Here is a 21,134-nt window from a genome sequence, read left to right on the forward strand (position 1 = left end):
GAGCCGGTGGCCGCGGGCATCCGAACCGTCGGCGGAGTGCCGCCGGCCCCGGCGTGGGACGCGGCGATCCATAACGGCCCGGTGAGCCAGGCGCCGTACGGAGACTGCCGCTCCCCTGTGGCCCCTGCCTGGACGACGGCACGGCACACCGGCGATGACCGCAGCGCTCGCACTACCCGCAACGGCAGCGAGCGGCACTCCCCCGCCGCCGCTCAGCGCACCGCGGGTGGCGCCGTGCTCTCCCGCACTATCAGACGCGTCGGCACAAGCGTCGTGCCGTGCGTCGCGTCGTCGTGGCGCATCTTCCGCAGGACCGCCTGGACGCAGAGGCGGCCGACCTCCGCGAAGTCCTGATGGACCGTCGTGAGGGGCGGCAGGAAGGACGACGCCTCGGCGATGTCGTCGAAGCCGATGACGCTGACGTCCTCGGGGACGCGCCGGCCGCGTTCATGCAGGGCACGCAGCAGACCCAGGGCCATCTGGTCGTTGGCCGTGAAGACCGCCGTGCAGTCCTCCTGCGCGGCCAGCTCCAGGCCCGCCCGGTAGCCCGACTCCGCCGACCAGTCACCCCGCACCAGGGGCGGAATCCGCCGGCCCGCGTCGCTGAGCGTGGCCTGCCAGGCGTCGGTACGGCGCTGGGCGGCGTAGGAGCCCTCGGGGCCCGCGAGGTGCCAGACCGTGTCGTGGCCGAGCCCGAGCAGATGCTCGACGGCCATGCGCGTGCCGCCGACCTGGTCGGTGTCGACGACCGTGTACCGCTCCCCCGCGTCGGAGTCGGCGACGACCACCTGGACACGGGGCGGCATGTTGATGGTGGCCGCGTCCAGGAGGTGCACCTCCATGATGACGATCACCGCGTCGACGGCGAGTTCCCCGAGCCGGGAGAAGGCGCCGCGCACCTCGTCCTGGGTGGGGACGGCGACCGGCAGCAGGGTCACCGCGTACCCCTCGGCCGCCGCGGCGGTGGCGATCGCCTCCAGGGTGCGGACGTTGCCGGTCGTGGAGAGAGTGAAGGTGATGACGCCCAGGGTGCGGAACTCGCCGCGCTTCAGGGCGCGGGCGGCGCTGTTGGGACGGTAGCCCAGCTCTCGCATAGCGGCGAGGACTTGGCGGCGCGTCTCCTCGTTGACACCCGCGTAACCGTTGGACACGCGCGAGACGGTCTGCGAGGACACCCCGGCCAGTTGGGCCACGTCGGCCATCGAGACCGAGGGGCGGACCGCTCCGGGTGCCCGCCGGCGGCCGGTCACCGCAGGTGAGGCCGCCTGCGTCGGCGTGTCGTGCGTCGCGTCCATTTTCTACCCCCTGCCTCTCCTTGCATCGCTTTGATCACGATCCTCCAGGGAGACCCTTGACCTGTGTCAGCGGAGGCGTGTAGACATGCCGCCATCGGATGTTTACGTAAACATAACAGCTCGGGTCTCTTTTTTTGCTGCTTGATGTTTGCGTAAACATCTCGTCCGCGCCACACGGGGAAATCTGCGGGGCGCGGGTTCCATGAGTGGACGAGCGAGGAACGATCATGACAACGCTGCAACCGCCGGCCGCCGCCGCGCCGCGCCCGGCACCGCCTCCGGCAAAACGGGACCGACGCTCCTGGACGGGGTGGGGGTTCATCGGCCCGTTCGTGGCGGTCTTCGCACTGGTCTTCCTCGCGCCCATCGCGTACTCGGTCTACCTGAGTCTCTTCCGCAACCAGCTGATCGGCGGCAACCAGTTCGTCGGCCTGGACAACTACACCCAGGCCCTCAAGGACGACCAGTTCTGGTCGGCCGTCGGCCGGGTGGGGCTCTTCCTGGCGATCCAGGTGCCGATCATGCTGGGCATCGCCCTGCTGGTGGCGCTGGCGCTGGACAGCGGCCGGCTCTACGGCAAGAGCTTCTTCCGGATCACGATCTTCCTGCCGTACGCCGTGCCCGCCGTGGTCGCCACCCTGATGTGGGGCTTCATGTACGGCACCAAGTACGGCCTGGTGGGCGACATCAACGAGACGTTCGGCCTCACGCTGCCCGACCTGCTCTCCCCCGACTGGGTGCTGGCCTCCATCGGCAACATCGTGACGTGGGAGTTCGTCGGCTACAACATGCTGATCTTCTACTCGGCGCTGCGGGTCATCCCGAGCTCCCTGTACGAGGCGGCGGAGATCGACGGCGCCGGTCAGTGGCGGGTGATCGCCTCGATCAAGCTGCCCGCGATCCGAGGCGCGATCGTCATCGCGACGATCTTCTCGATCATCGGCAGTTTCCAGCTCTTCAACGAGCCGAGCATCCTGCGCCCGCTGGCGCTCAACGCCATCACCACCGACTACACGCCGAACTTCTACACGTACTCGCTGTCCTTCGCGGGCCAGCAGCACAACTACTCCGCGACGGTCGCCATCATCATGGGTCTGCTCACGATGGTCGTCGCCTACGTCGTGCAGCTGCGCGGCATGCGCAAGGGAGCGTGACCCGATGAGCACCCCTGTCACCACCGCCTCCCCCGCGAAGACCAGCAGCCCTCCCCGGCTGCGGACCCCGCGCAAGCCCGCCCCGGACAAGCGGCGCCGCAGCGTGCTCATGACGGTGCTGATGGCCCTGATGGTCCTCTACACCGTGGTGCCGCTGATCTGGCTGGTCATCAACTCCACCAAGACCCAGGCCGGTCTGGGCGACTCCAACGGTCTGTGGTTCGCCCACGACTTCGCCCTGTGGGACAACATCCGGGACACCTTCACCTACCACGACGGCATCTTCGGCCGCTGGCTGCTCAACACCCTGCTGTACGTGGTGCTCGGCGCGGGCGGCGCGACGCTGCTGGCGGTGCTGGGCGGCTACGCGCTGGCGAAGTTCGACTTCCCCGGCAAGCGCGCCATCTTCGCCGTCGTCATCGGCGCGGTGGCGGTGCCGGGTACGGCGCTCGCGGTGCCGACCTTCCTGATGTTCAGCAAGATGGGGCTCACCGACACCCCCTGGGCGGTGATCATCCCGTCGCTGGTGTCGCCGTTCGGCCTCTATCTGATGTGGGTGTTCGCCGCCGAGGCGATCCCGACCGAGCTGCTGGAAGCGGCCCGGATGGACGGCGCGAGCGAGGTGCGGACCTTCTTCCAGGTCGCGTTGCCGCTGCTGGCCCCGGGGATCGTGACCGTGCTGCTGTTCACCACTGTCGCCACCTGGAACAACTACTTCCTCCCGCTGATCATGCTCAAGGACCCGGACTGGTACCCGCTGACCCTGGGTCTGAGCGCCTGGAGCAACCAGGCGCAGACCATCGGCGGTGACGTCATCTTCAACCTGGTGATCACGGGCTCCCTGCTCACGATCATCCCCCTGATCGCCGCCTTCCTGTTCCTCCAGAAGTACTGGCAGTCCGGCCTCGCCGCCGGAAGCGTCAAGGAGTGACGAGGCCGGCGCCCGCCCCAAGCCCCCCAATTGAGCACCACCGGCACCACCCCCACCCTCACCTGTCCCACCCACGCAGAAGTGGAAGCACCTCCATGCGCAGAACAACCGGCCGCATCCTGCGCGGCATAGCCCTCGTCTCCACCCTCGCCCTGGGCGCCACCGCATGCGGCGGCTCGGACGACGACTCCGACACGAAGGCCGTCTCCGCCGCGGACATCAAGGCGGCCCTGGACAAGGGCGGCAACATCACGGTCTGGGCCTGGGAGCCCACCTTGAAGACCGTGGCCGCCGACTTCCAGAAGAAGTACCCGAAGGTCAAGGTCAACCTGGTCAGCGAGCGCTCCGGCGACAAGCACTACACCGCGCTGTCCAACGCGATCTCGGCCGGCAAGGGCGCCCCGGACGTCGCCCAGGTCGAGTACTTCGCGCTCGGCCAGTACTCCCTGACCAAGGGCCTGACCGACCTGGCCCCCTACGGCGCCGACAAGCTCGCCTCGAAGTACACGCCCGGTCCGTGGAACGCGGTCAGCGACGGCGACAAGGTCTACGGCCTGCCGATGGACTCGGGCCCCATGGCGCTGTTCTACAACAAGAAGGTCTTCGACAAGTACAAGATCGCCGTCCCCACCACCTGGGACGAGTACCTGGACGCGGCCCGCAAGCTCCACAAGGCCGACCCGAAGGCGTACATCGCCAACGACGCCGGTGACGCGGGCTTCACCACCTCCATGCTGTGGCAGGCCGGTTCGCGCCCCTACAAGGTCGACGGCACCAAGGTCGGCATCAACTTCGACGACGCCGGAGCCAAGAAGTTCGAGACGGTCTGGCAGAAGCTGATCGACGAGAAGCTGCTCGCCCCGGTCAACGGCTGGACCGACGACTGGTACAAGGGCCTCGGCGACGGCACCATCGCCACCCTGGCCACCGGCGCCTGGATGCCCGCCAACTTCTCCACCGGCGTCCCGAACGCCAAGGGCCAGTGGCGTGCCGCGGCGATGCCCGCCTGGACCAAGGGCGACAAGGCGAGCGCGGAGAACGGCGGCTCCTCGCTGACGGTCCCGGCGCTGGCCAAGAACAAGGAACTCGCCTACGCCTTCACCGAGTACGCCAACTCCGGTGACGGTGTCGCCACCCGTGTCTCCGAGGGCGCCTTCCCCGCCACCAAGGCGGAACTGGAGTCGGCCGACTTCCAGAGCAAGAAGTTCGACTACTTCGGCGGCCAGGAAGCCAACAAGATCTTCGCCGAGTCCGCCGCGAACGTGGCGAGCGACTGGTCCTACCTCCCGTTCCAGGCATACGCGAACTCGATCTTCAACGACACGGTCGGCAAGGCCTACGTCTCCAACGCCACGCTGGCGGACGGCCTGAAGGCCTGGCAGGACGCGTCGGTCAAGTACGGCGAGGAGCAGGGCTTCACCATCGAGAAGTAGCCCGCACCACAGCTCGGACGCCGGGCGGCGCGGCACCTCGCCGCGCCGCCCCGCGCATCACCTTCGGAAGGACAGCCATGATCTCCACCCTCCACTCCCGCGGACGCGGGGCGGACGGTGACCCCACCCCGCGTCTCGCCTTCGGCGCCGACTACAACCCCGAGCAGTGGCCCCGGGAGGTGTGGGAGGAGGACGTCCGGCTGATGCAGGAGGCCGGTGTCACCGTCGTCTCGGTGGCGATCTTCTCGTGGGCACGTCTGCAGCCGGGCCCCGACGACTGGGACTTCGGCTGGCTCGACGAGGTCATGGACCTGCTGCACGCCGGCGGCATCGGCGTCGACCTGGCGACCGCCACCGCCTCCCCGCCGCCGTGGCTGACCACGGCCCACCCGGAGATCCTGCCGGTCACCGCGACCGGCGAGACCCTGTGGCCGGGCGCCCGCCAGCACTGGCGGCCCACCTCCCCCGTCTTCCGCGAGCACGCCCTGCGCCTGGTCCGCGAGATGGCGACCCGCTACGCCGACCATCCCGCGCTGGTCGCCTGGCACGTCTCCAACGAGCTGGGCTGCCACAACATCTACGACTACTCCGACGACGCGGCCCGCTCCTTCCGCGACTGGCTGCGGGCCCGCTACGGCACGCTGGAGGCCCTCAACCACGCCTGGGGCACGGCGTTCTGGTCACAGCGCTACAGCGACTGGCAGCAGATCCTGCCCCCGCGCCTGGCGGCCTCGCACCCGAACCCGACCCAGCAGCTGGACTTCAAGCGCTTCTCCTCCGACGCCCTCAAGGACTACCTGCGCGCGGAGCGGGACCTCCTCAAGGGCATCACCCCGGACGTCCCGGTCACCACCAACTTCATGGTGATGGGCGAGACCAAGGGCATGGACTACGCGGACTGGGCCGAGGAGATCGACTTCGTCTCCAACGACCACTACGTCCTCCCCGGCCCGCAGTCGCGCGACGAACTGTCCTTCTCCGCGAACCTCACCAGCGGCATCGCGGGCGGCCGGCCCTGGTTCCTGATGGAACACTCCACCAGCGCCGTCAACTGGCAGCCGGTGAACGTGGCCAAGCGGCCGGGCGAGCTGACCCGGGACTCGCTGCTGCACGTGGCGCACGGCGCCGACGCCGTGTGCTACTTCCAGTGGCGCCAGTCGGCGGCCGGCGCCGAGAAGTACCACTCGGCGATGGTCCCGCACGCCGGGGCCGACAGTGAGCTGTTCCGCGCGGTGGCCGAGCTCGGCGCCACCCTCAAGACCCTGGCCCCGGTGGCCGGTTCGGCCCGGGAGAGCGCGAAGGTCGGGATCGTCTTCGACTGGGACTCCTGGTGGGCGAGCGAGCAGGACTCCCACCCCACCTCGCTGCTCGACTACCGCCAGGAAGGCCTGGACTGGTACTCGGCGCTCCTCGCACTCGGTGTGCGCGCCGACCTGATCACCACCAGGAGCGACTTCGCGCACTACGACGTGCTGATCGCACCCGTCCTGCACGTGGTCCCGGCGGAGCTCGCCAAGGAGCTGACCCGCTACACCGAGCAGGGCGGCCACCTGGTCACGACCTACTTCTCCGGCGTCGTCGACCAGAACGACCACGTCTGGCTCGGCGGCTACCCCGGCGCCCTGCGCGAGCTGCTCGGCATCCGTGTCGAGGAGTTCGGCCCGCTGCTCGCCGAGGAGTCGGTGTCCCTGGACGACGGCTCGACCGGCACCCTGTGGACCGACCGCATCACCCTGGCCGACGAGCGCACCGAGGTCCTCGCCCGCTACGACTCCGGCAACCAGGCCGGACGGCCGGCCGTGACCCGGCGGACGACGGCCGCCGGTTCGGCGTCCTACGTCTCCACGCGTCTCGGCGTCGCGGGACTCACCGCACTGCTGCCGCGTCTCCTCGACCCGGCCGGCGTGACGAGCGAACTCCCGGCCGAGGCGCGCGGACGCGTCGAACTGGCCGTCCGCGGCAACACCGAGGAGAAGTTCCTGTTCCTGGTGAACCGGACCGACGACACGGTGCCGCTGCCCGGGTTCACCGGCGACGTCCTGTACGGCACGGCCGACGACGACGGGCTGGTCCTGGGGCCGCGCGAGGTCGCCGTGGTACGCCGACCGACGGTCTGACCCGCTCGCCCACCTCTGTCTCCCCGGGCGGCACACGGCCCGCCCGGGGGCACCCCTTCCCGTACCACCGGCGGGAGGGACCACCGCAGCGTTTCCACCTATGAAAGCTGGGAGCACACGATGGCAGGACTCACCCGCAGCAGACGGCTTCTCGGGGCCGCGACGATGACCGCGCTGGCGACCGGAGCGGCACTGCTCTCCGTGCCCGCGCAGGCCGACACGGTCACCGCGTCGGTCACCGTCCAGCCCGATCCGTCGTACAAGCAGGACAAGTTCGAGGGCTGGGGCACCAGCCTCGTCTGGTTCGCCAACGCCACCGGCGACTACCCAAAGGAGATCCGCGAGAAGCTCGCCGATCTGCTCTTCGGTGACGACGGTCTGGCGCTGAACATCGCGCGCTACAACATCGGCGGCGGCAACGCCCCCGACGTGAAGGACTACCTGCGTGCCGGTGGCGCGGTCGAGGGCTGGTGGAAGGCCCCCGCGGGCACGACCCGCACCGATACCGACTGGTGGAGCGCCGACGACCCCGCCGACTGGAACGGCAAGGCCGACGCCACACAGCGCTGGTGGGTCGATCGCATCAAGAAGGACATCACCCACTGGGAGACGTTCTCGAACTCCCCACCGTGGTTCATGACCGAGAGCAGCTATGTCTCGGGCGGGTTCAACGCCAACGCCGAGCAGCTCAAGGCGAGTTCGGTCGACGACTTCGCCGCCTACGTCGCCGGGGTGACGAAGCGGCTGGAGAAGTCCGAGGGCATCAAGGTCGACACGGTCGACCCGTTCAACGAGCCGAACACCGGTTACTGGGGCACCCGTCTGGACGCGAACGGCGAGCCGGTGGGCGGCCGTCAGGAGGGTGCGCACATCGGGCCCGCGATGCAGGAGAAGGTCCTGGCCGCGCTGGCGCCCGCGCTGAAGAAGGCCAAGGTCAAGGCCGAGATATCGGCGATGGACGAGACCAACCCCGGCCTGTTCGCGACCAACTGGAACTCCTACTCCCAGGCGTCCAAGGACCTCGTCGACCAGATGAACGTCCACACCTACGGCACCGGTCAGCGCACCACGGTCCGTGACCTGGCCAAGGCGGCCGACAAGCCGCTGTGGATGAGCGAGGTCGAGGGCGACTGGGGCGACGGGCAGAGCTTCACCGACATGCGCCCCGGGCTGGGCCTGGCGCAGCAGATGGTGAACGACCTGCGCGAACTGGAGCCCAAGGCCTGGGTGTTCTGGCAGCCGGTCGAGGACTACGACAACATGAAGCCGGGCGGCGAGTCCGCCAAGGGCGGCAACTGGGGTTCCATCCAGCTGCCGTTCAGCTGCACGTCGGCCGACACCCTGAAGTCCTGCCCGATCTACACGAACACGAAGTTCGACACGGCCCGCAACTTCACGCACTTCATCAAGCCCGGCGACAGCCTGGTCAAGGTGGACGACACCTCCAGCGCCGCCGCGGTGACGAGGGACGGCAAGGGTGCCTCGCTGGTCCACGTCAACTCCACGACCGCGCCGCGCGCGGTGACGATCGACCTGTCGAAGTTCGGGAAGATCAAGCGTGACGCGACCGTCACCCCGACCGTCACCGACGCCGCCGGCAAGCTCGTGAAGCAGGCCCCGGTCCGGGTCGTCGACTCCAAGGCGACGTTCACCGTCCCCGCGCAGTCCGTGACCTCGTTCGCCGTCAAGGGCGTCTCCGGAGTCGCGAAGGACGCGAGCCTGTTCAGCAAGGGCACGTCCTACACCCTGACCGGTGTGCAGAGCGGCAAGGCGGTGACCGTCGGTGCGAACGGCACGAGCCTGACGATCAACTCGGCCAACGGCACGGTCGCGCAGGAGTGGCGGCTGGAGGCGAAGTACGGCAAGAAGGGCAGCAACCGTGCCCGCTACGTCTTCGCCAACCCGGCCGAGGACAAGCGGCTCGCCGTGCGGAACAACGTGCCGGTGATCGAGGCCGACACCGGTGAGCGGGACCCGGCGACCGAGTGGATCCTGTCGACCACGGGCGACGGCACATGGACGCTGGTGAACCAGGCGACCGGACGGCTGCTGGAGGTCGGCGGCCAGGCGACGAACGAGGGCGCGGCCGTCACCACGTGGCAGGCCAACTCCGGTTCCAACCAGCGGTGGCGGATCACCGAGACCGGCTGACCGGCACGTTCGGACCCCGAACAGTTCACACAGACGCTCGGCCGGGATGTCCCGGCCGAGCGTCCTGCGTGATCGTGTGGAGCAGGAAGCAGGCGCCGGCGATCTCGATGATGCGGGCCAACGTCATTGGCGGATAGTGCAGTTGGAGGGTCGTTCCGGCGTCGGTGGCGAGCTGGGAGAGCGCGAGGAACGCGTTGAGCCCGCTGACGTCGCAGAAGGTGACCGCGGTGAGATCGACGTCGACGGTGCGGATGCCGTCGTTAACGCATGTGGTCAGTGCGGCGCACAAGAGCGGGGCGGTGGCCAAGTCGATCTCTCCGGCCAGGGTGATCAGGGCACGCGTGTCGCGGTCATGGCGGAAGACGTTCAACTGGGCAGAGCGCATGGCCCCTCCGTCGGGAGTCCCTGTTCGGGCAGGGTCACGCGGCCGGGGTCACGGGCTGCGGACTGTGCTGTCGGTTCGCTCCGTCAGATCAGGTCGATGACGGGCCGGAACAGCCTGACGCTCCAACGCGACGACGGGCTCACTCCGTCGCCTTGCGGGTACGCCGCCTGGGGCGGATCCGCGCGCGGGCCTTCCGGGGCACCCTAGAGGACGGCCCCGGGACGGGCATCCCGGAGCGGCCGTAGTGGAATGCGGAAACGCCGCTGCTGTGCTGCGAGTTGAGCAGGTGGATGAGGAACACACCGACGACGGTCATCGCCACGATCACGGCCACGGTCACGAACACGTCCATCACCCTCACCGCCCCGTCGGCTGATGCGGCAGCCCGGCGGTCACGGCCGGAATCCGTGGACGTGCGGCCGGGTCGCGGGCCTCGTGCCCGCCTTCGGAGTCCCAGACCGCTTGCACGGTCCGGTCGTCCTCGTACACCGTCCGCAGGCTCGCGGCCTCCTCCATCAACCGGCTCGCGCTCGATGTGCGCAGCGGGTCGCTCGCGGCGGCCATCAGCCAGGCGGCCGTGACGGCCGGCGTCCGCGGCGGGATCACCAGCAGATTCCAGCGGCCCATGCGGTACGAGAGCAGCAGCAGTTCGTTCGGGTCCTGCTCGTCCGCGAACCAGCCCACCTTCACCACATGCCCGGCGACGGGCACCTTGCGCGGGATGACCGGCCAGTGGGTGGGGTTCACCGTGACCCGGGTGATCCGGCCCCACAACGGGTCCAGTACCGCGGTCAGGGAGGGGAGCTCCGCCCCGAGGTCGTGGCAGCGGGGCCACCAGGCGCCGTCCAGCAGAGCCGGTGCGGAACCGGCCGGCGCCAGCGACAGACGCAGAGGGGGCGAGGAGGACACCGAGGACCGGTGATCGGCTTCGAGTGTCGGCGAGGAGGAGACGGTCGCAGTCATGACGCGGACCCTGCCCCGGGCCGGCGACAAACCGGCCCGGCATATTCGATCGCCGAAAACGACACGGCGTGGGAGCCGGTGCGCGAAATGTCCTCGGTACCTTCAGCCTACTCCCCGGACCGGCCGAACGGACCGGCCCGGGAAGGGGAACAGCCGGCCGTCCTCACGTCTGCGCCGCCGAACAGTCACACCTGATCGACGACCGCGGCCGCCATGAGCGGTTCCGCGGCCGCCTCGGGTGTGTCCGGGGGCACGACCAGCAGGTCCCAGCGGCCCCGGCCGGGGGCGAGCAGGACGATGGTGTGCGGGGCGGACGCCGTGAGAGACCTGCGCAGTCGTACGACCTGGTTGAAGACCAGCATCCGGCCGGGCACGGCGGACCATGTCGTTCCGTTGACCGTGGCGCTGGTGATGTGACCCCACGCGCGGGGCAACCCCGCGAGCAGCTGGGGAAGTTCGGCGAGCAGGTCGTACGAACGGGGCCACCACGCTCCGTCGATGGGCCGGGGCATACCTCCGCGCGGCGCCAGGCGCAGGCGCAGGACGGGAAGGGAGGGCAGCGGGGGCTGCAGTGCTGTGGTCATGAGATCTCCTGCCAACTGCCTTGCGCGGGCGAGTGGTCGGTGTCAGACGCGGCGGGCCGCTACGCGATCCGGACTCGGCCAGCGCACGTCGTGCACCCATCCGAGCCGCTCGAAGAGGCGGATGACGGCGGCCGACGGGTCGATCTGACCGCGGTCGACGCCGTGCCGGGCGCTGGTGGGGTCGGCGTGATGGAGGTTGTGCCAGCTCTCGCCGAAGGAGAGCAGGGCGAGCGGCCACAGGTTGGTGGCGCGGTCGTGGCGCCGGGTGCGGAACGGGCGCTCACCGATCAGGTGGCACAGGGAGTTGACGCTCCAGGTGACGTGGTGGAGGAGCGCGATGCGGATGAATCCCGCCCACAGCAGGGCCGTCAGCGCGTGCATCCAGGTACCGCCGATGAGCCAGCCGGCGCCGAACGGCAGAGCGAGGGTGAGCGCGCACAGCACCGGGAAGGCGCGGTCGACGGCGCGGATGTCGCGGTCGGCCAGGAGATCGGGGGCGTAACGCTCCGGCGGCGTACGGTCGTTGCGGAACAGCCAGCCGACGTGCGCGTGCAGCAGCCCGCGCAACTGGCCGCGCAGATGCGTGCCGTAGCGGTACGGGGAGTGCGGGTCACCGGGCCGGTCGGTGAAGGCGTGGTGGCGGCGGTGCGTGGCGACCCAGCCGATGACGTCGCCCTGGAAGCTCATCGAACCGGCGACCGCGAGTGCGATCCGCACGGGACGGTTCGCCCGGTAGCCGCCGTGGGTGAGGCCGCGGTGGAAGCCGACCGTGACTCCGAGGCCCGTGATCGTGTAGAGGACCAGCGCGAGGACGATGTCCGCGGGATGGATGAGACTCCCCCACATCAGCCAGCCGGCCAGGCCGAGCGCCACGAACGGCAGGACGACGATCAGCGCCGTCACCGTGACGTACAGTCGCTCCCCGCCGTCGCGCGCGGGCGCCGGACCGTCCGACGGGAAGGCGGACGTCCCGTCGTAGGCCTGCGGCGGCGGGGCGGTGTCCGGCGGGGCCGGGGGAACAGGCGTGATGGGGCTGGGTGACATGGAAGGGGCTCCTTGACCTCTACGAAGGCCGCTGGGACGGAGGTGCGGCCGGGGTCACGGGCTGCCCCTGATGAGTGGGTGGTGTGCTCAAGACGGCCTGTCCGGTAGGCACGAAACACCCTCGTTCTTCCCAAGGTACTCCCCTTGCGCACGGAAGAACCCGGCTCGCACCTGCCGGCGGCCTCCGCCAAGGCGCGCCCGCACCCGCACCGCGTTGACACGAACCCTCGCCGGACGTTGACTGGCAGCACGGCGCAGGTGGTGCCCCGACACGACGGAAGCGGTACACACGACGATGTACGACCAGACACGCGCCCAACAGCCCGCGGACCAGACCCCGGGCCGCGCCGGACGCCGTACCCCGGGCCCTGAGCCCCTGCTCCCGGCGGACGGGCGTGAGGAGATCGTCCGGCGTCTCGGACACGCCGTCAACACCTTCGCGGATGCCCCGCGCGAGGCGCTCGAGGAGGCCGAGGCCGCCTTCGACGAGGCCGCCGCCCAGCTCGCCAAGGTCCTTTCGGAACACCGCGAGGCCCTCCGTGCCGACTGGCAGAACCGGGACCCCGAGACGGACTCCACCGAGCTCCGGCTCGCGCTGAGGCAGTACCGGGAGATCACCCAGCGGTTGCTGCGCGCGTAGGCGTCCACCGGGTCGTCCACACCCAGGGCCTGGGTCCTGGACGGCCCGCCCCGCAGCCCCGGCGGGGCGGAGTAGCGTGAGCGGACCGGGAGTTCTCCGTACGCCGGCTCGTCGTCGGCGTCGTTCTCGGCGCACCACGACACCGGGTGGTCGAGTCGCTGCCCGGGGACAGGGACCGCGACATGAACGCGCCCACCGGTCAACGCGCCGCGCCCGACCGGGCCTTGCCCGCCCCCCTTCGCCTCACCCTGCGCCCGCCGACCTTTCCGCACGGCCCGGTGAGCGGCGCCTGGTGGCCCCGTTCCGACGACCTGTCGGCCGAACTCCCCGCCCTCATCCAGGCGTTCGACACCTCGCGGGGACGTGTCACGCGGCTGACCGCGCACCGCGACACGTGGACTCAGGCGCCGTGCGATCTGCCCGTCGCCGGCCGCACGGTGAAGGCCGCCTGGCTCACGTCCGGGTTCGACCCGCACACCATCCGGCTCTTCTCCTACGGCGTCGGCCACTGGGACCTGCTGGTCGTCCCGCCCGGGACCGAGGCGGCCGCGGCCGCACGGCTGATGGCGGCCGCGGCCGATCCCGCGCTGCGCCGTACCGCGACCGCGCTCCTGGCGGACGAGGACGGGATCCCCTCGGCATCTGTCACCTGATCATCTCCGGGCCGGGAATCCCCGACGCACCGGTTCCCGGTTGGCGATCACCCGCACTGGGCATCACGCAAGGACAGGCCCGGCCGGGCCGGAGATGCGCGGCCCGGGACGCGGCCACGGGGGACGGTCGTCCAAGGAGGGGAAGTGATCCGCCATGCGTACGCGTCGGCGTACCCATCGGCGTTCCGTACGAGTCGAGTACCTGCTGCCCGACCAGGCAGAATCGGCGGGCCGGGCACGGAGGCTGACCGCGCGCTTCCTCGCCCGGCCGGGCCTCGGGGTGACGGGGCTCGACGCCTCACACATCGACGACGCGACGCTCGTCGTCTCCGAGCTGGTCACCAATGCCACCCGGCACGGCGGCGCCTGCCGCCTGTGTCTGCAGATCTCGGACACCCGGGTGACGGTCGAGGTCTATGACGGCAGCCCCGGGCGGCCACGCGTGCGACCACTGACGGCCTGGGGCGAGAGCGGACGAGGTCTCGCCATGGTGCGGTGCCTGGCGGAACGGCTCGATGTGGATCCGCTCGGTGGGGGTGGGAACAGGGTGCGCGCGGTGCTGTCCCTCTGAGCGGTGTGCGTCCGGGGCCTGGCCATGACAGCGCCGCCGCGCGGTCGGGAGGACCGTACGGCGGCGATGTCCTGGCCAGGCGGTGATCCCGGCGTTCCAGGTGTCAGGAGGTGTGCGGGCAGTTGCCGCGGGACTCGGCGATCGTGAGGCTGACGGCCGGCAGCGGGCACAGGAACTGCTCGTAGCGGGTGTCGTTGTCGATGAACCGCTTCAGCCAGGAAATGCTGTACTTCGCGATCGTCGTGTTGGACGTGTTCGGGGTGAAGTGGGTCGCGCCCCGCAGCTCGAGGTAGGCGCGGTCGGTGGCGGAGGGCAGGCTCGCGTAGAACGGCTCGGAGTGGGTCGCCACCGGCGCGATGGTGTCCCCGTCGGCGCCGACGACCAGGGTGGGAGTCCTGACCTCCGGCCAGGTCTTGTCCAGGTTCCAGCCGGTCAACGGGATGGCGGCCTGGAGCGAGGGGCGGGACTTGGCCGCTTCGAGGGTGCCGCCGCCGCCCATGGAGTGGCCCATCACTCCCAGGCGCCCGGCGTCGATGCGGCCCCGGACCGTGCTGCGGTCCACCAGGTAGTCCAGTGCGGCCAGCAACTGGGTGCCGCGGCTGCCCGGTTGGTCGGAGGTGGTCAGGGTGTCGATCGTGAAGACGACGAAGCCCTGGGAGGCGAGTCGCGGGCCGAGCCAGGCGATGGAGGACTGGTAGGCGGTGAACCCGGGTGACACCGCGATCGCTCCGAAAGTGCCGTCGGCGGTGCTGGTCGGGTAGTAGATGGTGCCGCCGCCGAAGCCACTGACAGCGAGTCGCGACACGCTGGTCTCCGAGACGGCGTAGGGGCCGCGGGCGGCCTCGATGCTCGAGGTGGTGGGCGCGGGGCCCCGCTCGTACGGGTTGTCGGCCGCCTGGGCTCCACCGGTCTGCGAGGTCAGCAGGCCGATGAGCGCGGCGGCCGTGGCGACGCCGGAGGCGAGGCGCCCGGAACGGCGGCGTCGGTGGTGGCGGTGCGGGGTGTGCGCGGAACGGGAGGTCTCTGGGTCGTCACTCATGGCGGCTCCTTCGAGAGTGGGGGTTCCGGCGTCCTCGGGCCAGGCATCGTCCGCCGTGTGAGGGGCGTCGTACCCGAGGACGTGACACGAGTCATCCGGCGGGCAACAACGTAGGAGCTGACTAAAAGTCAGTCATCAGTGGAATCACCAGTCATGCCACAGGGCACGCACCGGCACCGCGTCGCACCGTGGAGATCACCGGTCACACCGGTGCAGGGACATCAGACCGGTCCCGGCTCCGCCCGGCCCTGGTCCTCGCCGACGTTCGCCATCAGATGGGCGAGGCCGGTGCGCGAGCGGACACCCAGCTGCGCGAACACGTTGCGCAGGTGGTACTCGACGGTCCGGATGCTGATGGACAGCTCCGCGGCGATCTCCTTGTTCGTCGCCCCGCGCGCCACATCCCGTGCGATGCGTACCTGCTGCGGTGTGAGCGAGGACAGCACCCCCGCCTCGCCGGTCCCGGCCACCTCGCCCGCCGCCCTCAGCTCCGCGCCGGCCCGCCCGGCCCACAGCACCGCACCGCAGCGTTCGAAACCCATCAGCGCGTCACGCAACTGCGTACGGGCCTCGGTGGGCCGGCGCCGCCGACGCAGCCACATGCCGAAGGCCAGCTGGGTGCGCGCGTGTTCGTACGGGCCGGATGCCTGCTCATGGTGAGCGAGCGCGCTGCGGTACAGCTCCTCGCTCCGGTCCGCGGGCGCGACGAGAGCGCGGCACCGCGCCAACTGCGCCGGAGCCTGCGGGTCGGCGCCGAGATCCGCCCAGCCGGCGAACAGGTCGACCATCTCCGTCGCGTCAAGGACCCGGTCGGACAGGACACAGGCTTCGACGAAGCACGGCACGGCAAGGAACCACAGCCCGAAGTGGCCCTGCCGGGCCCCGGGCCGGACCAGCGGGGCCAGCCGGGCGGCCGCCCGCTCGACCTTGCCCGCCCCCAGTTCCGCCCGCGCCTGGGCCCACTCCGCGAGAAACGCGGCCTGGGCCAGCCCATGCGGTTGCGCGACGGCCAGGACGTCCGCGATCCGCGCACGGACCGTGGGCAGGTCACCCGCGATCGACAGCACGAGAGCGCGCACGGCCGACAGGTCGGCGGCGACATTGCGCTGACCGAGTCTGCGCGCGAGTGCCACCCCTTCCTCCGCGTGGGCACTGGCCTGGGGGTGGCGCCCCTCCCGCAACTCGGCGTAGGCGAGGTGCGCCAGGATGCCCGGAACCCTGGCCTCCGCTCCGGCGGAGCGCGCGGACGCCAGGGCAAGTCCCAGGAGCCGGCGCGCGGTGGGGAGCCGGCCCAGCAGGAGGGCCACCTCGCCGGCCTCGCGGAGCTCGTTCGTCTCCGCCCGGGTCGTGACCTGCCGCAACCGCGGCTCCAGGACCGCGCGGGCACGTCGGAAGTCCCCTTCCACCATCGCGCTCATCCCGATGCGATGGGACCTCCAAGCGGCCTCGGGGCATCCCTCGGCACAGAGCGTGGCCTCGCTGCCGGCCCCGCAGGCGTGGCAGGGGCCCACCGTGAAAACGCGTCGGTAGCTGTCGCGGTCACCGGCCGCCCAGGCCGCCGATGCCGCTGCCAGCAGGGCGCGGCGGGCCAGCGGCGGGTCCGTTTCGCGCAGCCCCGCGGCGGCACGCAGCAGCGCCGAGCAGGCATCCGCCACGGGTCCGTCCCGCAGCAGTTCACGACCGTGCGCGAGGGCACGGTGGGCTGCCGTGTCGGTGCGGGCCGAGGAGACGCCGCGGGTCTCGTCGTTCACACGCATCACCGCCTCCAAAGCGTCGACCGCAGCCCAAAGAATGGCCAATAACGGCTCGTCCGTCGACCGTCGGCGCGACATTCCGTGGTCCCTGCACAGAGTGAGCCGCGTCGCATCGGCGGGAGCGAGGCTTGCTATGCAACGAGTTGCATAGCACGATCGGCGTCATGGCGCTCGAACACGCGATCTTGGTGTCGCTCTTGGAGAAACCGGGGTCCGGCTATGAGCTGGCCCGGCGCTTCGAGCGGTCCATCGGCTACTTCTGGACCGCGACCCACCAGCAGATCTACCGCGTCCTCAAGCGCATGGAGAACGACGGCTGGGTCGACGTCCGGGACGTCCCGCAGCAGGGCCGGCCGGACAAGAAGGAGTACTCCGTCGCCGACCTCGGCCGGGCCGCGCTGTCCTCATGGCTGCACGATCCGATCGAGCCGGACAGCGTCCGCCACGACCTGGCGGTGAAGATCCGGGGAGCCGCCTTCGACGACCCGGCCGCCCTGATCCACGAGGTGGAGCGGCACCGGCAGGCGCACCGAGCCCGGCTGGAGCACTATCTCGCGGGCGAGGAGCGGGACTTCACGGGACCCGAGGCGAGCGCGGCCGCTGCGCAGGAGCCGCTGGACGCGGAGCGAGAGCTCCAGCACGTCGTACTGCGCGGCGGCATCGCGTACGAGCGCATGATGATCGACTGGCTGGAGGACGTGCTGACCACGCTGACCCGGTTCGCTCCGGACCACTGACGTCGCCGCGCCCGCCGTCCTACCGCTCCCCTCCAGCCGCCCCACTTCATGATTCCCATCCGTCCGCCCGCCGAAAGAGGCCCTCATCATGGCTGACCAACTGCTCTTCAACCCGCGCACCTACGACCCCGCGCACTTCGACCCCGAGACACGCCGCCTGCTGCGTGCCACCGTCGACTGGTTCGAGGAGCGCGGGAAGCGACAGCTGATCGAGGACTACCGGACCCGCGCCTGGCTCGGGGACTTCCTCGCCTTCGCCGCGAAGGAGAACCTGTTCGCCACGTTCCTGACACCGGCGTCCGCCGCACCGCAAGGCGCCCCGGACAAGCGGTGGGACACCGCCCGCATAGCCGCGCTCAACGAGATCCTCGGCTTCTACGGCCTGGACTACTGGTACGCCTGGCAGGTCACCATCCTCGGCCTCGGCCCGGTCTGGCAGAGCGAGAACACCGCGGCCCGCGACCGCGCCGCGGAACTCCTCGACCAGGGAGAGGTGTTCGCGTTCGGCCTGTCCGAGAAGGCCCACGGCGCCGACATCTACTCCACCGACATGCTCCTGACGCCCGACAGCGATGGCGGCTTCCGCGCCACCGGCTCCAAGTACTACATCGGCAACGGCAACGCCGCCGGACTCGTCTCCGTCTTCGGCCGCCGCACCGACGTCGAGGGCCCCGACGGCTACGTGTTCTTCGCCGCCGACAGCCGTCACCCGAACTACCACCTGGTCAAGAACGTCGTCGACTCGTCGAAGTTCGTCAGCGAGTTCCGCCTGGAGGACTACCCCGTCACGGCCGAGGACGTCCTGCACACCGGCCGCGCCGCCTTCGACGCCGCACTCAACACGGTCAACGTCGGCAAGTTCAACCTGTGCACCGCCTCCATCGGCATCTGCGAACACGCGATGTACGAGGCCGTCACCCACGCCCACCACCGCGTCCTGTACGGCCGCCCCGTCACCGCCTTCCCGCACGTGCGCCGCGAGCTGACCGACGCGTACGTCCGGCTCGTCGGCATGAAGCTGTTCAGCGACCGCGCCGTCGACTACTTCCGCTCGGCCGGCCCCGACGACCGCCGCTACCTGCTCTTCAACCCGATGACGAAGATGAAGGTGACCACGGAGGGCGAGAAGGTCATCGACCTGATGTGGGACGTGATCGCCGCCAAGGGCTTCGAGAAGGACAACTACTTCGGCCAGGCGGCCGTGGAGATCCGCGGTCTGCCCAAGCTGGAGGGCACGGTCCACGTCAACCTGGCGCTGATCCTGAAGTTCCTGCGCAGCCACCTCCTCGACCCGGCCGAGTACCCGAGCGTGCCGACCCGCCTCGACGCGGCCGACGACGACTTCCTGTTCCGGCAGGGTCCGGCCCGCGGTCTGGGCTCGGTGCGCTTCCACGACTGGCGCCCCGCCTTCGACGCGTACGCGCATCTGCCCAACGTCGCCCGACTGCGCGAACAGGCCGACGCGCTCTGCGAGTTCGTCGCCACGGCGGGACCGGACGCGGAGCAGAGCCGCGACCTCGACCTCGTCCTGTCCATCGGCCAGCTCTTCGCGCTCGTCGTGCACGGCCAGCTCGTCCTGGAGCAGGCCGCCCTGACCGGACTCGACGCGGACGTGCTCGACGAACTCTTCGCCGTCCTCGTGCGGGACTTCTCCGGGCACGCCGTCGAACTGCACGGCAAGGACTCGGCGACCGAGGAGCAGCAGGAGTGGGCCCTGGGCTCGGTCCGCCGACCGGTCGTCGACCCGGCCCGCACGGAGCGCGTCTGGCAGCGGGTCGAGGCGCTGGCCGGCGCGTACGAGATGGCCCCGTAGCCGCGCCGCACACATCAGCGGTGGCCGGGCTCCCCGTGAACCCGGCCACCGCGTCGGCGGGCCGGCGCTCACCGGGCGGGCGCGTCGCAGGTGACGTCCGTGGCCGGGAGGCGGCCGGTGGCGAGGTAGGCGTTGACCGTGGCGTCGACGCACGGGGTGCCGTAGACGCCGTACACCGCGTGCTGGTCGGCCCCGCGCAGGGTGACCAGGCGCGAGGAGTGCCACATCCGCCGCACCGCTGTGGCGCCCTCGTAGGTGGTGCGCGGGTCGCCGGTGGCGTTGACGAGGAGGGCCGGGAGGTCGTCCCGGATGGTGGTCGGGCGTTCGCGGGGCCGGTCCCAGAAGGTGCAGGGGCTGAGGTTGTACGTCACGGGCCCGAGCAGCGGGTCCTTCGCGCGGGCCCGCTGGACGTCACGCCAGTAGACCTCCGGGTCCCGCGGGGCCGCGACGTCCCCGCACAGGATCGCGGACTGGACGCTGCCGTAGTGGGAGTCGGTGCCGGTCAGCTCGAACCCGAGGACCTCGGCGAGCCACGGGGAAGGGGTCACCGGGTGCCCGTCCGCCGCGCGCAGCAGGTCCCGCATCCCCTGGGCGAAGTCCCCGTAGGCGGCGTCGTTGTCCTGCGAGAGGCCGTTGAAGACGACAAGAGGCATGACGTGCTCGTCCACCGCGTGGTCCCCGAGCCGCAGCGGGGTGCGGGCCGCGGTGGCCTGGACACGGTCCACGGCGGCCAGCACCGCGCCACGGGTACGACCCAGACCGTACGTGGTGTCCCGGGCGGCGGCCCACGAGGCCCAGCCCTCCAGCGCGTGGCGGTTGGCCTTCTCGGTGCCCTTCAGCAGCCGGGGACCGTACCGGGCCGGGTCCAGGACACCGTCCAGGACGACCCGGTCGGTGCGGCGGGGGAACATCGTGGCGTACACCTCGCCGAGGTAACTGCCGTACGAGTACCCGAGATAGGAGATCCGCCGCTCGCCGAGCGCGGCGCGGATGACGTCCATGTCGCGTGCGGTGTTGCGGGTGGTGACGAACGGCAGCACATCGCCCTCGTGCCGCCGGCAGAGCTGGGCGAGGTCCTGGGAGAAGGCCGCCACGCGGTCGAACCCGGCGCGGTCGACGCCCGCGCTGCGGAACGCGGAGCCGGTCGGCCACTCACAGTCCAGCGGGGTGCTGCGGCCCACGAAGCGGGGGTCCACGCCCACCACGTCGTACCGTGCCGCGACGTCCTTCATCGCCTTGCTCACCCACGGCGGGTCGCCGAGCGTCTGCCCGCTGGGGCCACCGCCGTTGAGCAGCAGCGGGCCGACACGGCGGGCGGTGTCGGTGGCGCGGATCCGGGAGATCGCGACGGTGATCGTACGGCCGTCGGGGGCACCGTAGTCCAACGGCACGGTCACGTCGGCGCACCTGGCGCCCGCCTGCTCCAGCTCCTTGCCGGTCGCGTCGTCCGGGCCGCGCACACAGCTCTTCCAGTCGAGGCGCTGGTGGTGGTAGCGGGCGAGAGGGTCGGAGGCCGCCTGCGCCGGGAGGCCCGTCACGGGTAACGCGGCCACGGCGAGAGTGGTGGCGGCCAGTCCCAGGACGACCCTTCTCGCCGTTCCCGAGGCACCTCGCGGTACGTGAGGCGCTTGCGGTGGCCGTAGTGCGCGGGCTGTCGGGATCACTGCTGGTTCCCCTCTGTCGCTGTTGTCGGTCCTTTCGTGTCAGAAGCTATGCACGCGCCTCTGCGGGGTCACTCGGGCTGGCGGCCGATTCGCGGTGGGGGCAGCATCAGCTCGGAACAGGGGGTATGCCCCCGGGGTGAGAGAGGCGCCGCCCGTCCACGATGGTTCGACTTGCGAGCGCGGCCCACGCCGCCGGAATCCCGGAT

The 21,134-nt window shown here is 70.6% G+C and carries 19 protein-coding genes; 10 read left to right on the plus strand and 9 right to left on the minus strand.

Annotated elements, in window-relative coordinates; genetic code table 11:
• Window positions 1-212: 212 nt before the first annotated feature.
• A complete protein-coding gene (locus OG381_RS05010; RefSeq protein WP_443061872.1) occupies window positions 213-1,295 on the minus strand; it encodes a LacI family DNA-binding transcriptional regulator in 1,083 nt (360 codons plus the stop codon).
• Window positions 1,296-1,522: 227 nt separating this feature from the next.
• Here OG381_RS05010 and OG381_RS05015 point away from each other — a divergent pair, with 227 nt between their 5' ends.
• The 5 genes from OG381_RS05015 (at window position 1,523) to OG381_RS05035 (ending at window position 9,081) form a co-directional block, all read left to right on the plus strand.
• A complete protein-coding gene (locus tag OG381_RS05015; protein ID WP_307035261.1) occupies window positions 1,523-2,449 on the plus strand; it encodes a carbohydrate ABC transporter permease in 927 nt (308 codons plus the stop codon).
• A 4-nt stretch (window positions 2,450-2,453) separates the two neighbouring features.
• Window positions 2,454-3,380 carry a carbohydrate ABC transporter permease gene (locus OG381_RS05020; protein WP_327714876.1) on the plus strand — a complete coding sequence of 309 codons (927 nt, stop codon included), beginning with the start codon at window positions 2,454-2,456 and terminating at the stop codon, window positions 3,378-3,380.
• A 95-nt stretch (window positions 3,381-3,475) separates the two neighbouring features.
• A complete protein-coding gene (locus tag OG381_RS05025; RefSeq protein ID WP_327714877.1) occupies window positions 3,476-4,813 on the plus strand; it encodes an ABC transporter substrate-binding protein in 1,338 nt (445 codons plus the stop codon).
• A 77-nt stretch (window positions 4,814-4,890) separates the two neighbouring features.
• Window positions 4,891-6,930 carry a beta-galactosidase gene (locus OG381_RS05030; protein ID WP_327714878.1) on the plus strand — a complete coding sequence of 680 codons (2,040 nt, stop codon included), beginning with the start codon at window positions 4,891-4,893 and terminating at the stop codon, window positions 6,928-6,930.
• A gap of 120 nt (window positions 6,931-7,050) precedes the next feature.
• Window positions 7,051-9,081: a glycoside hydrolase gene (locus OG381_RS05035; protein ID WP_327714879.1), complete on the plus strand. Its 2,031-nt coding sequence runs from the start codon at window positions 7,051-7,053 to the stop codon at window positions 9,079-9,081.
• 25 nt (window positions 9,082-9,106) lie between these two features.
• Here OG381_RS05035 and OG381_RS05040 read toward each other — a convergent pair whose 3' ends face one another.
• From OG381_RS05040 to OG381_RS05060, 5 genes are all read right to left on the minus strand, one after another.
• Window positions 9,107-9,466, minus strand: coding sequence for an STAS domain-containing protein (locus OG381_RS05040; RefSeq protein WP_327714880.1), 360 nt, complete (start codon window positions 9,464-9,466; stop codon window positions 9,107-9,109).
• Between the two features lie 139 nt (window positions 9,467-9,605).
• The gene (locus OG381_RS05045) at window positions 9,606-9,818 is read right to left on the minus strand and encodes a hypothetical protein (RefSeq protein WP_327714881.1); all 213 of its coding nucleotides are present in this window, start codon (window positions 9,816-9,818) and stop codon (window positions 9,606-9,608) included.
• A 5-nt stretch (window positions 9,819-9,823) separates the two neighbouring features.
• Window positions 9,824-10,429 (minus strand): DUF5994 family protein, encoded by a 606-nt coding sequence (locus OG381_RS05050; protein ID WP_327714882.1) that lies wholly within the window; start codon window positions 10,427-10,429, stop codon window positions 9,824-9,826.
• A gap of 185 nt (window positions 10,430-10,614) precedes the next feature.
• The gene (locus tag OG381_RS05055) at window positions 10,615-11,013 is read right to left on the minus strand and encodes a DUF5994 family protein (protein ID WP_327714883.1); all 399 of its coding nucleotides are present in this window, start codon (window positions 11,011-11,013) and stop codon (window positions 10,615-10,617) included.
• Between the two features lie 42 nt (window positions 11,014-11,055).
• Window positions 11,056-12,057 carry an acyl-CoA desaturase gene (locus OG381_RS05060; RefSeq protein WP_327714884.1) on the minus strand — a complete coding sequence of 334 codons (1,002 nt, stop codon included), beginning with the start codon at window positions 12,055-12,057 and terminating at the stop codon, window positions 11,056-11,058.
• 295 nt (window positions 12,058-12,352) lie between these two features.
• Between OG381_RS05060 and OG381_RS05065 the strand changes: the two genes are divergently transcribed.
• From OG381_RS05065 to OG381_RS05075, 3 genes are all read left to right on the plus strand, one after another.
• Entirely contained in the window at window positions 12,353-12,697 is a 345-nt protein-coding gene (locus OG381_RS05065) for a hypothetical protein (protein ID WP_327714885.1), read from the plus strand.
• 182 nt (window positions 12,698-12,879) lie between these two features.
• Window positions 12,880-13,350, plus strand: coding sequence for a DUF5994 family protein (locus tag OG381_RS05070; RefSeq protein WP_327714886.1), 471 nt, complete (start codon window positions 12,880-12,882; stop codon window positions 13,348-13,350).
• A gap of 154 nt (window positions 13,351-13,504) precedes the next feature.
• Window positions 13,505-13,921, plus strand: coding sequence for an ATP-binding protein (locus OG381_RS05075; protein WP_327714887.1), 417 nt, complete (start codon window positions 13,505-13,507; stop codon window positions 13,919-13,921).
• Window positions 13,922-14,024: 103 nt separating this feature from the next.
• On the opposite strand, the gene bdeA is transcribed toward OG381_RS05075, so the two are convergent.
• Window positions 14,025-14,960 carry a bis(hydroxyethyl) terephthalate hydrolase gene (gene bdeA, locus OG381_RS05080; protein WP_327714888.1) on the minus strand — a complete coding sequence of 312 codons (936 nt, stop codon included), beginning with the start codon at window positions 14,958-14,960 and terminating at the stop codon, window positions 14,025-14,027.
• Window positions 14,961-15,181: 221 nt separating this feature from the next.
• A complete protein-coding gene (locus OG381_RS05085; RefSeq protein ID WP_327714889.1) occupies window positions 15,182-16,717 on the minus strand; it encodes a LuxR C-terminal-related transcriptional regulator in 1,536 nt (511 codons plus the stop codon).
• Window positions 16,718-16,878: 161 nt separating this feature from the next.
• Here OG381_RS05085 and OG381_RS05090 point away from each other — a divergent pair, with 161 nt between their 5' ends.
• Window positions 16,879-17,451, plus strand: coding sequence for a PadR family transcriptional regulator (locus OG381_RS05090; RefSeq protein WP_327714890.1), 573 nt, complete (start codon window positions 16,879-16,881; stop codon window positions 17,449-17,451).
• Between the two features lie 88 nt (window positions 17,452-17,539).
• Window positions 17,540-19,264, plus strand: coding sequence for an acyl-CoA dehydrogenase family protein (locus tag OG381_RS05095; RefSeq protein ID WP_327714891.1), 1,725 nt, complete (start codon window positions 17,540-17,542; stop codon window positions 19,262-19,264).
• A gap of 68 nt (window positions 19,265-19,332) precedes the next feature.
• Here the strand turns inward: OG381_RS05095 and OG381_RS05100 are convergent, their stop codons facing one another.
• Window positions 19,333-20,838, minus strand: a complete 1,506-nt coding sequence (locus OG381_RS05100) for an alpha/beta hydrolase (protein ID WP_327722384.1) — start codon at window positions 20,836-20,838, stop codon at window positions 19,333-19,335.
• Window positions 20,839-21,134 lie beyond the last annotated feature (296 nt).

It is taken from the genome of Streptomyces sp. NBC_00490, assembly GCF_036013645.1.
Taxonomy (GTDB): domain Bacteria; phylum Actinomycetota; class Actinomycetes; order Streptomycetales; family Streptomycetaceae; genus Streptomyces; species Streptomyces canus_F.

Excerpts from the sequence above, each read along its gene's own strand:
- OG381_RS05075 (WP_327714887.1), top strand. The coding sequence starts at position 13,505 with ATGCGTACGCGTCGGCGTACCCATCGGCGTTCCGTACGAGTCGAGTAC.
- bdeA (WP_327714888.1), bottom strand. The coding sequence starts at position 14,960 with ATGAGTGACGACCCAGAGACCTCCCGTTCCGCGCACACCCCGCACCGC.
- OG381_RS05090 (WP_327714890.1), top strand. The coding sequence starts at position 16,879 with ATGGCGCTCGAACACGCGATCTTGGTGTCGCTCTTGGAGAAACCGGGG.
- OG381_RS05055 (WP_327714883.1), bottom strand. The coding sequence starts at position 11,013 with ATGACCACAGCACTGCAGCCCCCGCTGCCCTCCCTTCCCGTCCTGCGC.
- OG381_RS05025 (WP_327714877.1), top strand. The coding sequence starts at position 3,476 with ATGCGCAGAACAACCGGCCGCATCCTGCGCGGCATAGCCCTCGTCTCC.
- OG381_RS05070 (WP_327714886.1), top strand. The coding sequence starts at position 12,880 with ATGAACGCGCCCACCGGTCAACGCGCCGCGCCCGACCGGGCCTTGCCC.
- OG381_RS05050 (WP_327714882.1), bottom strand. The coding sequence starts at position 10,429 with ATGACTGCGACCGTCTCCTCCTCGCCGACACTCGAAGCCGATCACCGG.
- OG381_RS05015 (WP_307035261.1), top strand. The coding sequence starts at position 1,523 with ATGACAACGCTGCAACCGCCGGCCGCCGCCGCGCCGCGCCCGGCACCG.
- OG381_RS05020 (WP_327714876.1), top strand. The coding sequence starts at position 2,454 with ATGAGCACCCCTGTCACCACCGCCTCCCCCGCGAAGACCAGCAGCCCT.
- OG381_RS05045 (WP_327714881.1), bottom strand. The coding sequence starts at position 9,818 with ATGGACGTGTTCGTGACCGTGGCCGTGATCGTGGCGATGACCGTCGTC.
- OG381_RS05085 (WP_327714889.1), bottom strand. The coding sequence starts at position 16,717 with ATGCGTGTGAACGACGAGACCCGCGGCGTCTCCTCGGCCCGCACCGAC.
- OG381_RS05030 (WP_327714878.1), top strand. The coding sequence starts at position 4,891 with ATGATCTCCACCCTCCACTCCCGCGGACGCGGGGCGGACGGTGACCCC.
- OG381_RS05035 (WP_327714879.1), top strand. The coding sequence starts at position 7,051 with ATGGCAGGACTCACCCGCAGCAGACGGCTTCTCGGGGCCGCGACGATG.
- OG381_RS05065 (WP_327714885.1), top strand. The coding sequence starts at position 12,353 with ATGTACGACCAGACACGCGCCCAACAGCCCGCGGACCAGACCCCGGGC.
- OG381_RS05010 (WP_443061872.1), bottom strand. The coding sequence starts at position 1,295 with ATGGACGCGACGCACGACACGCCGACGCAGGCGGCCTCACCTGCGGTG.
- OG381_RS05095 (WP_327714891.1), top strand. The coding sequence starts at position 17,540 with ATGGCTGACCAACTGCTCTTCAACCCGCGCACCTACGACCCCGCGCAC.
- OG381_RS05040 (WP_327714880.1), bottom strand. The coding sequence starts at position 9,466 with ATGCGCTCTGCCCAGTTGAACGTCTTCCGCCATGACCGCGACACGCGT.
- OG381_RS05060 (WP_327714884.1), bottom strand. The coding sequence starts at position 12,057 with ATGTCACCCAGCCCCATCACGCCTGTTCCCCCGGCCCCGCCGGACACC.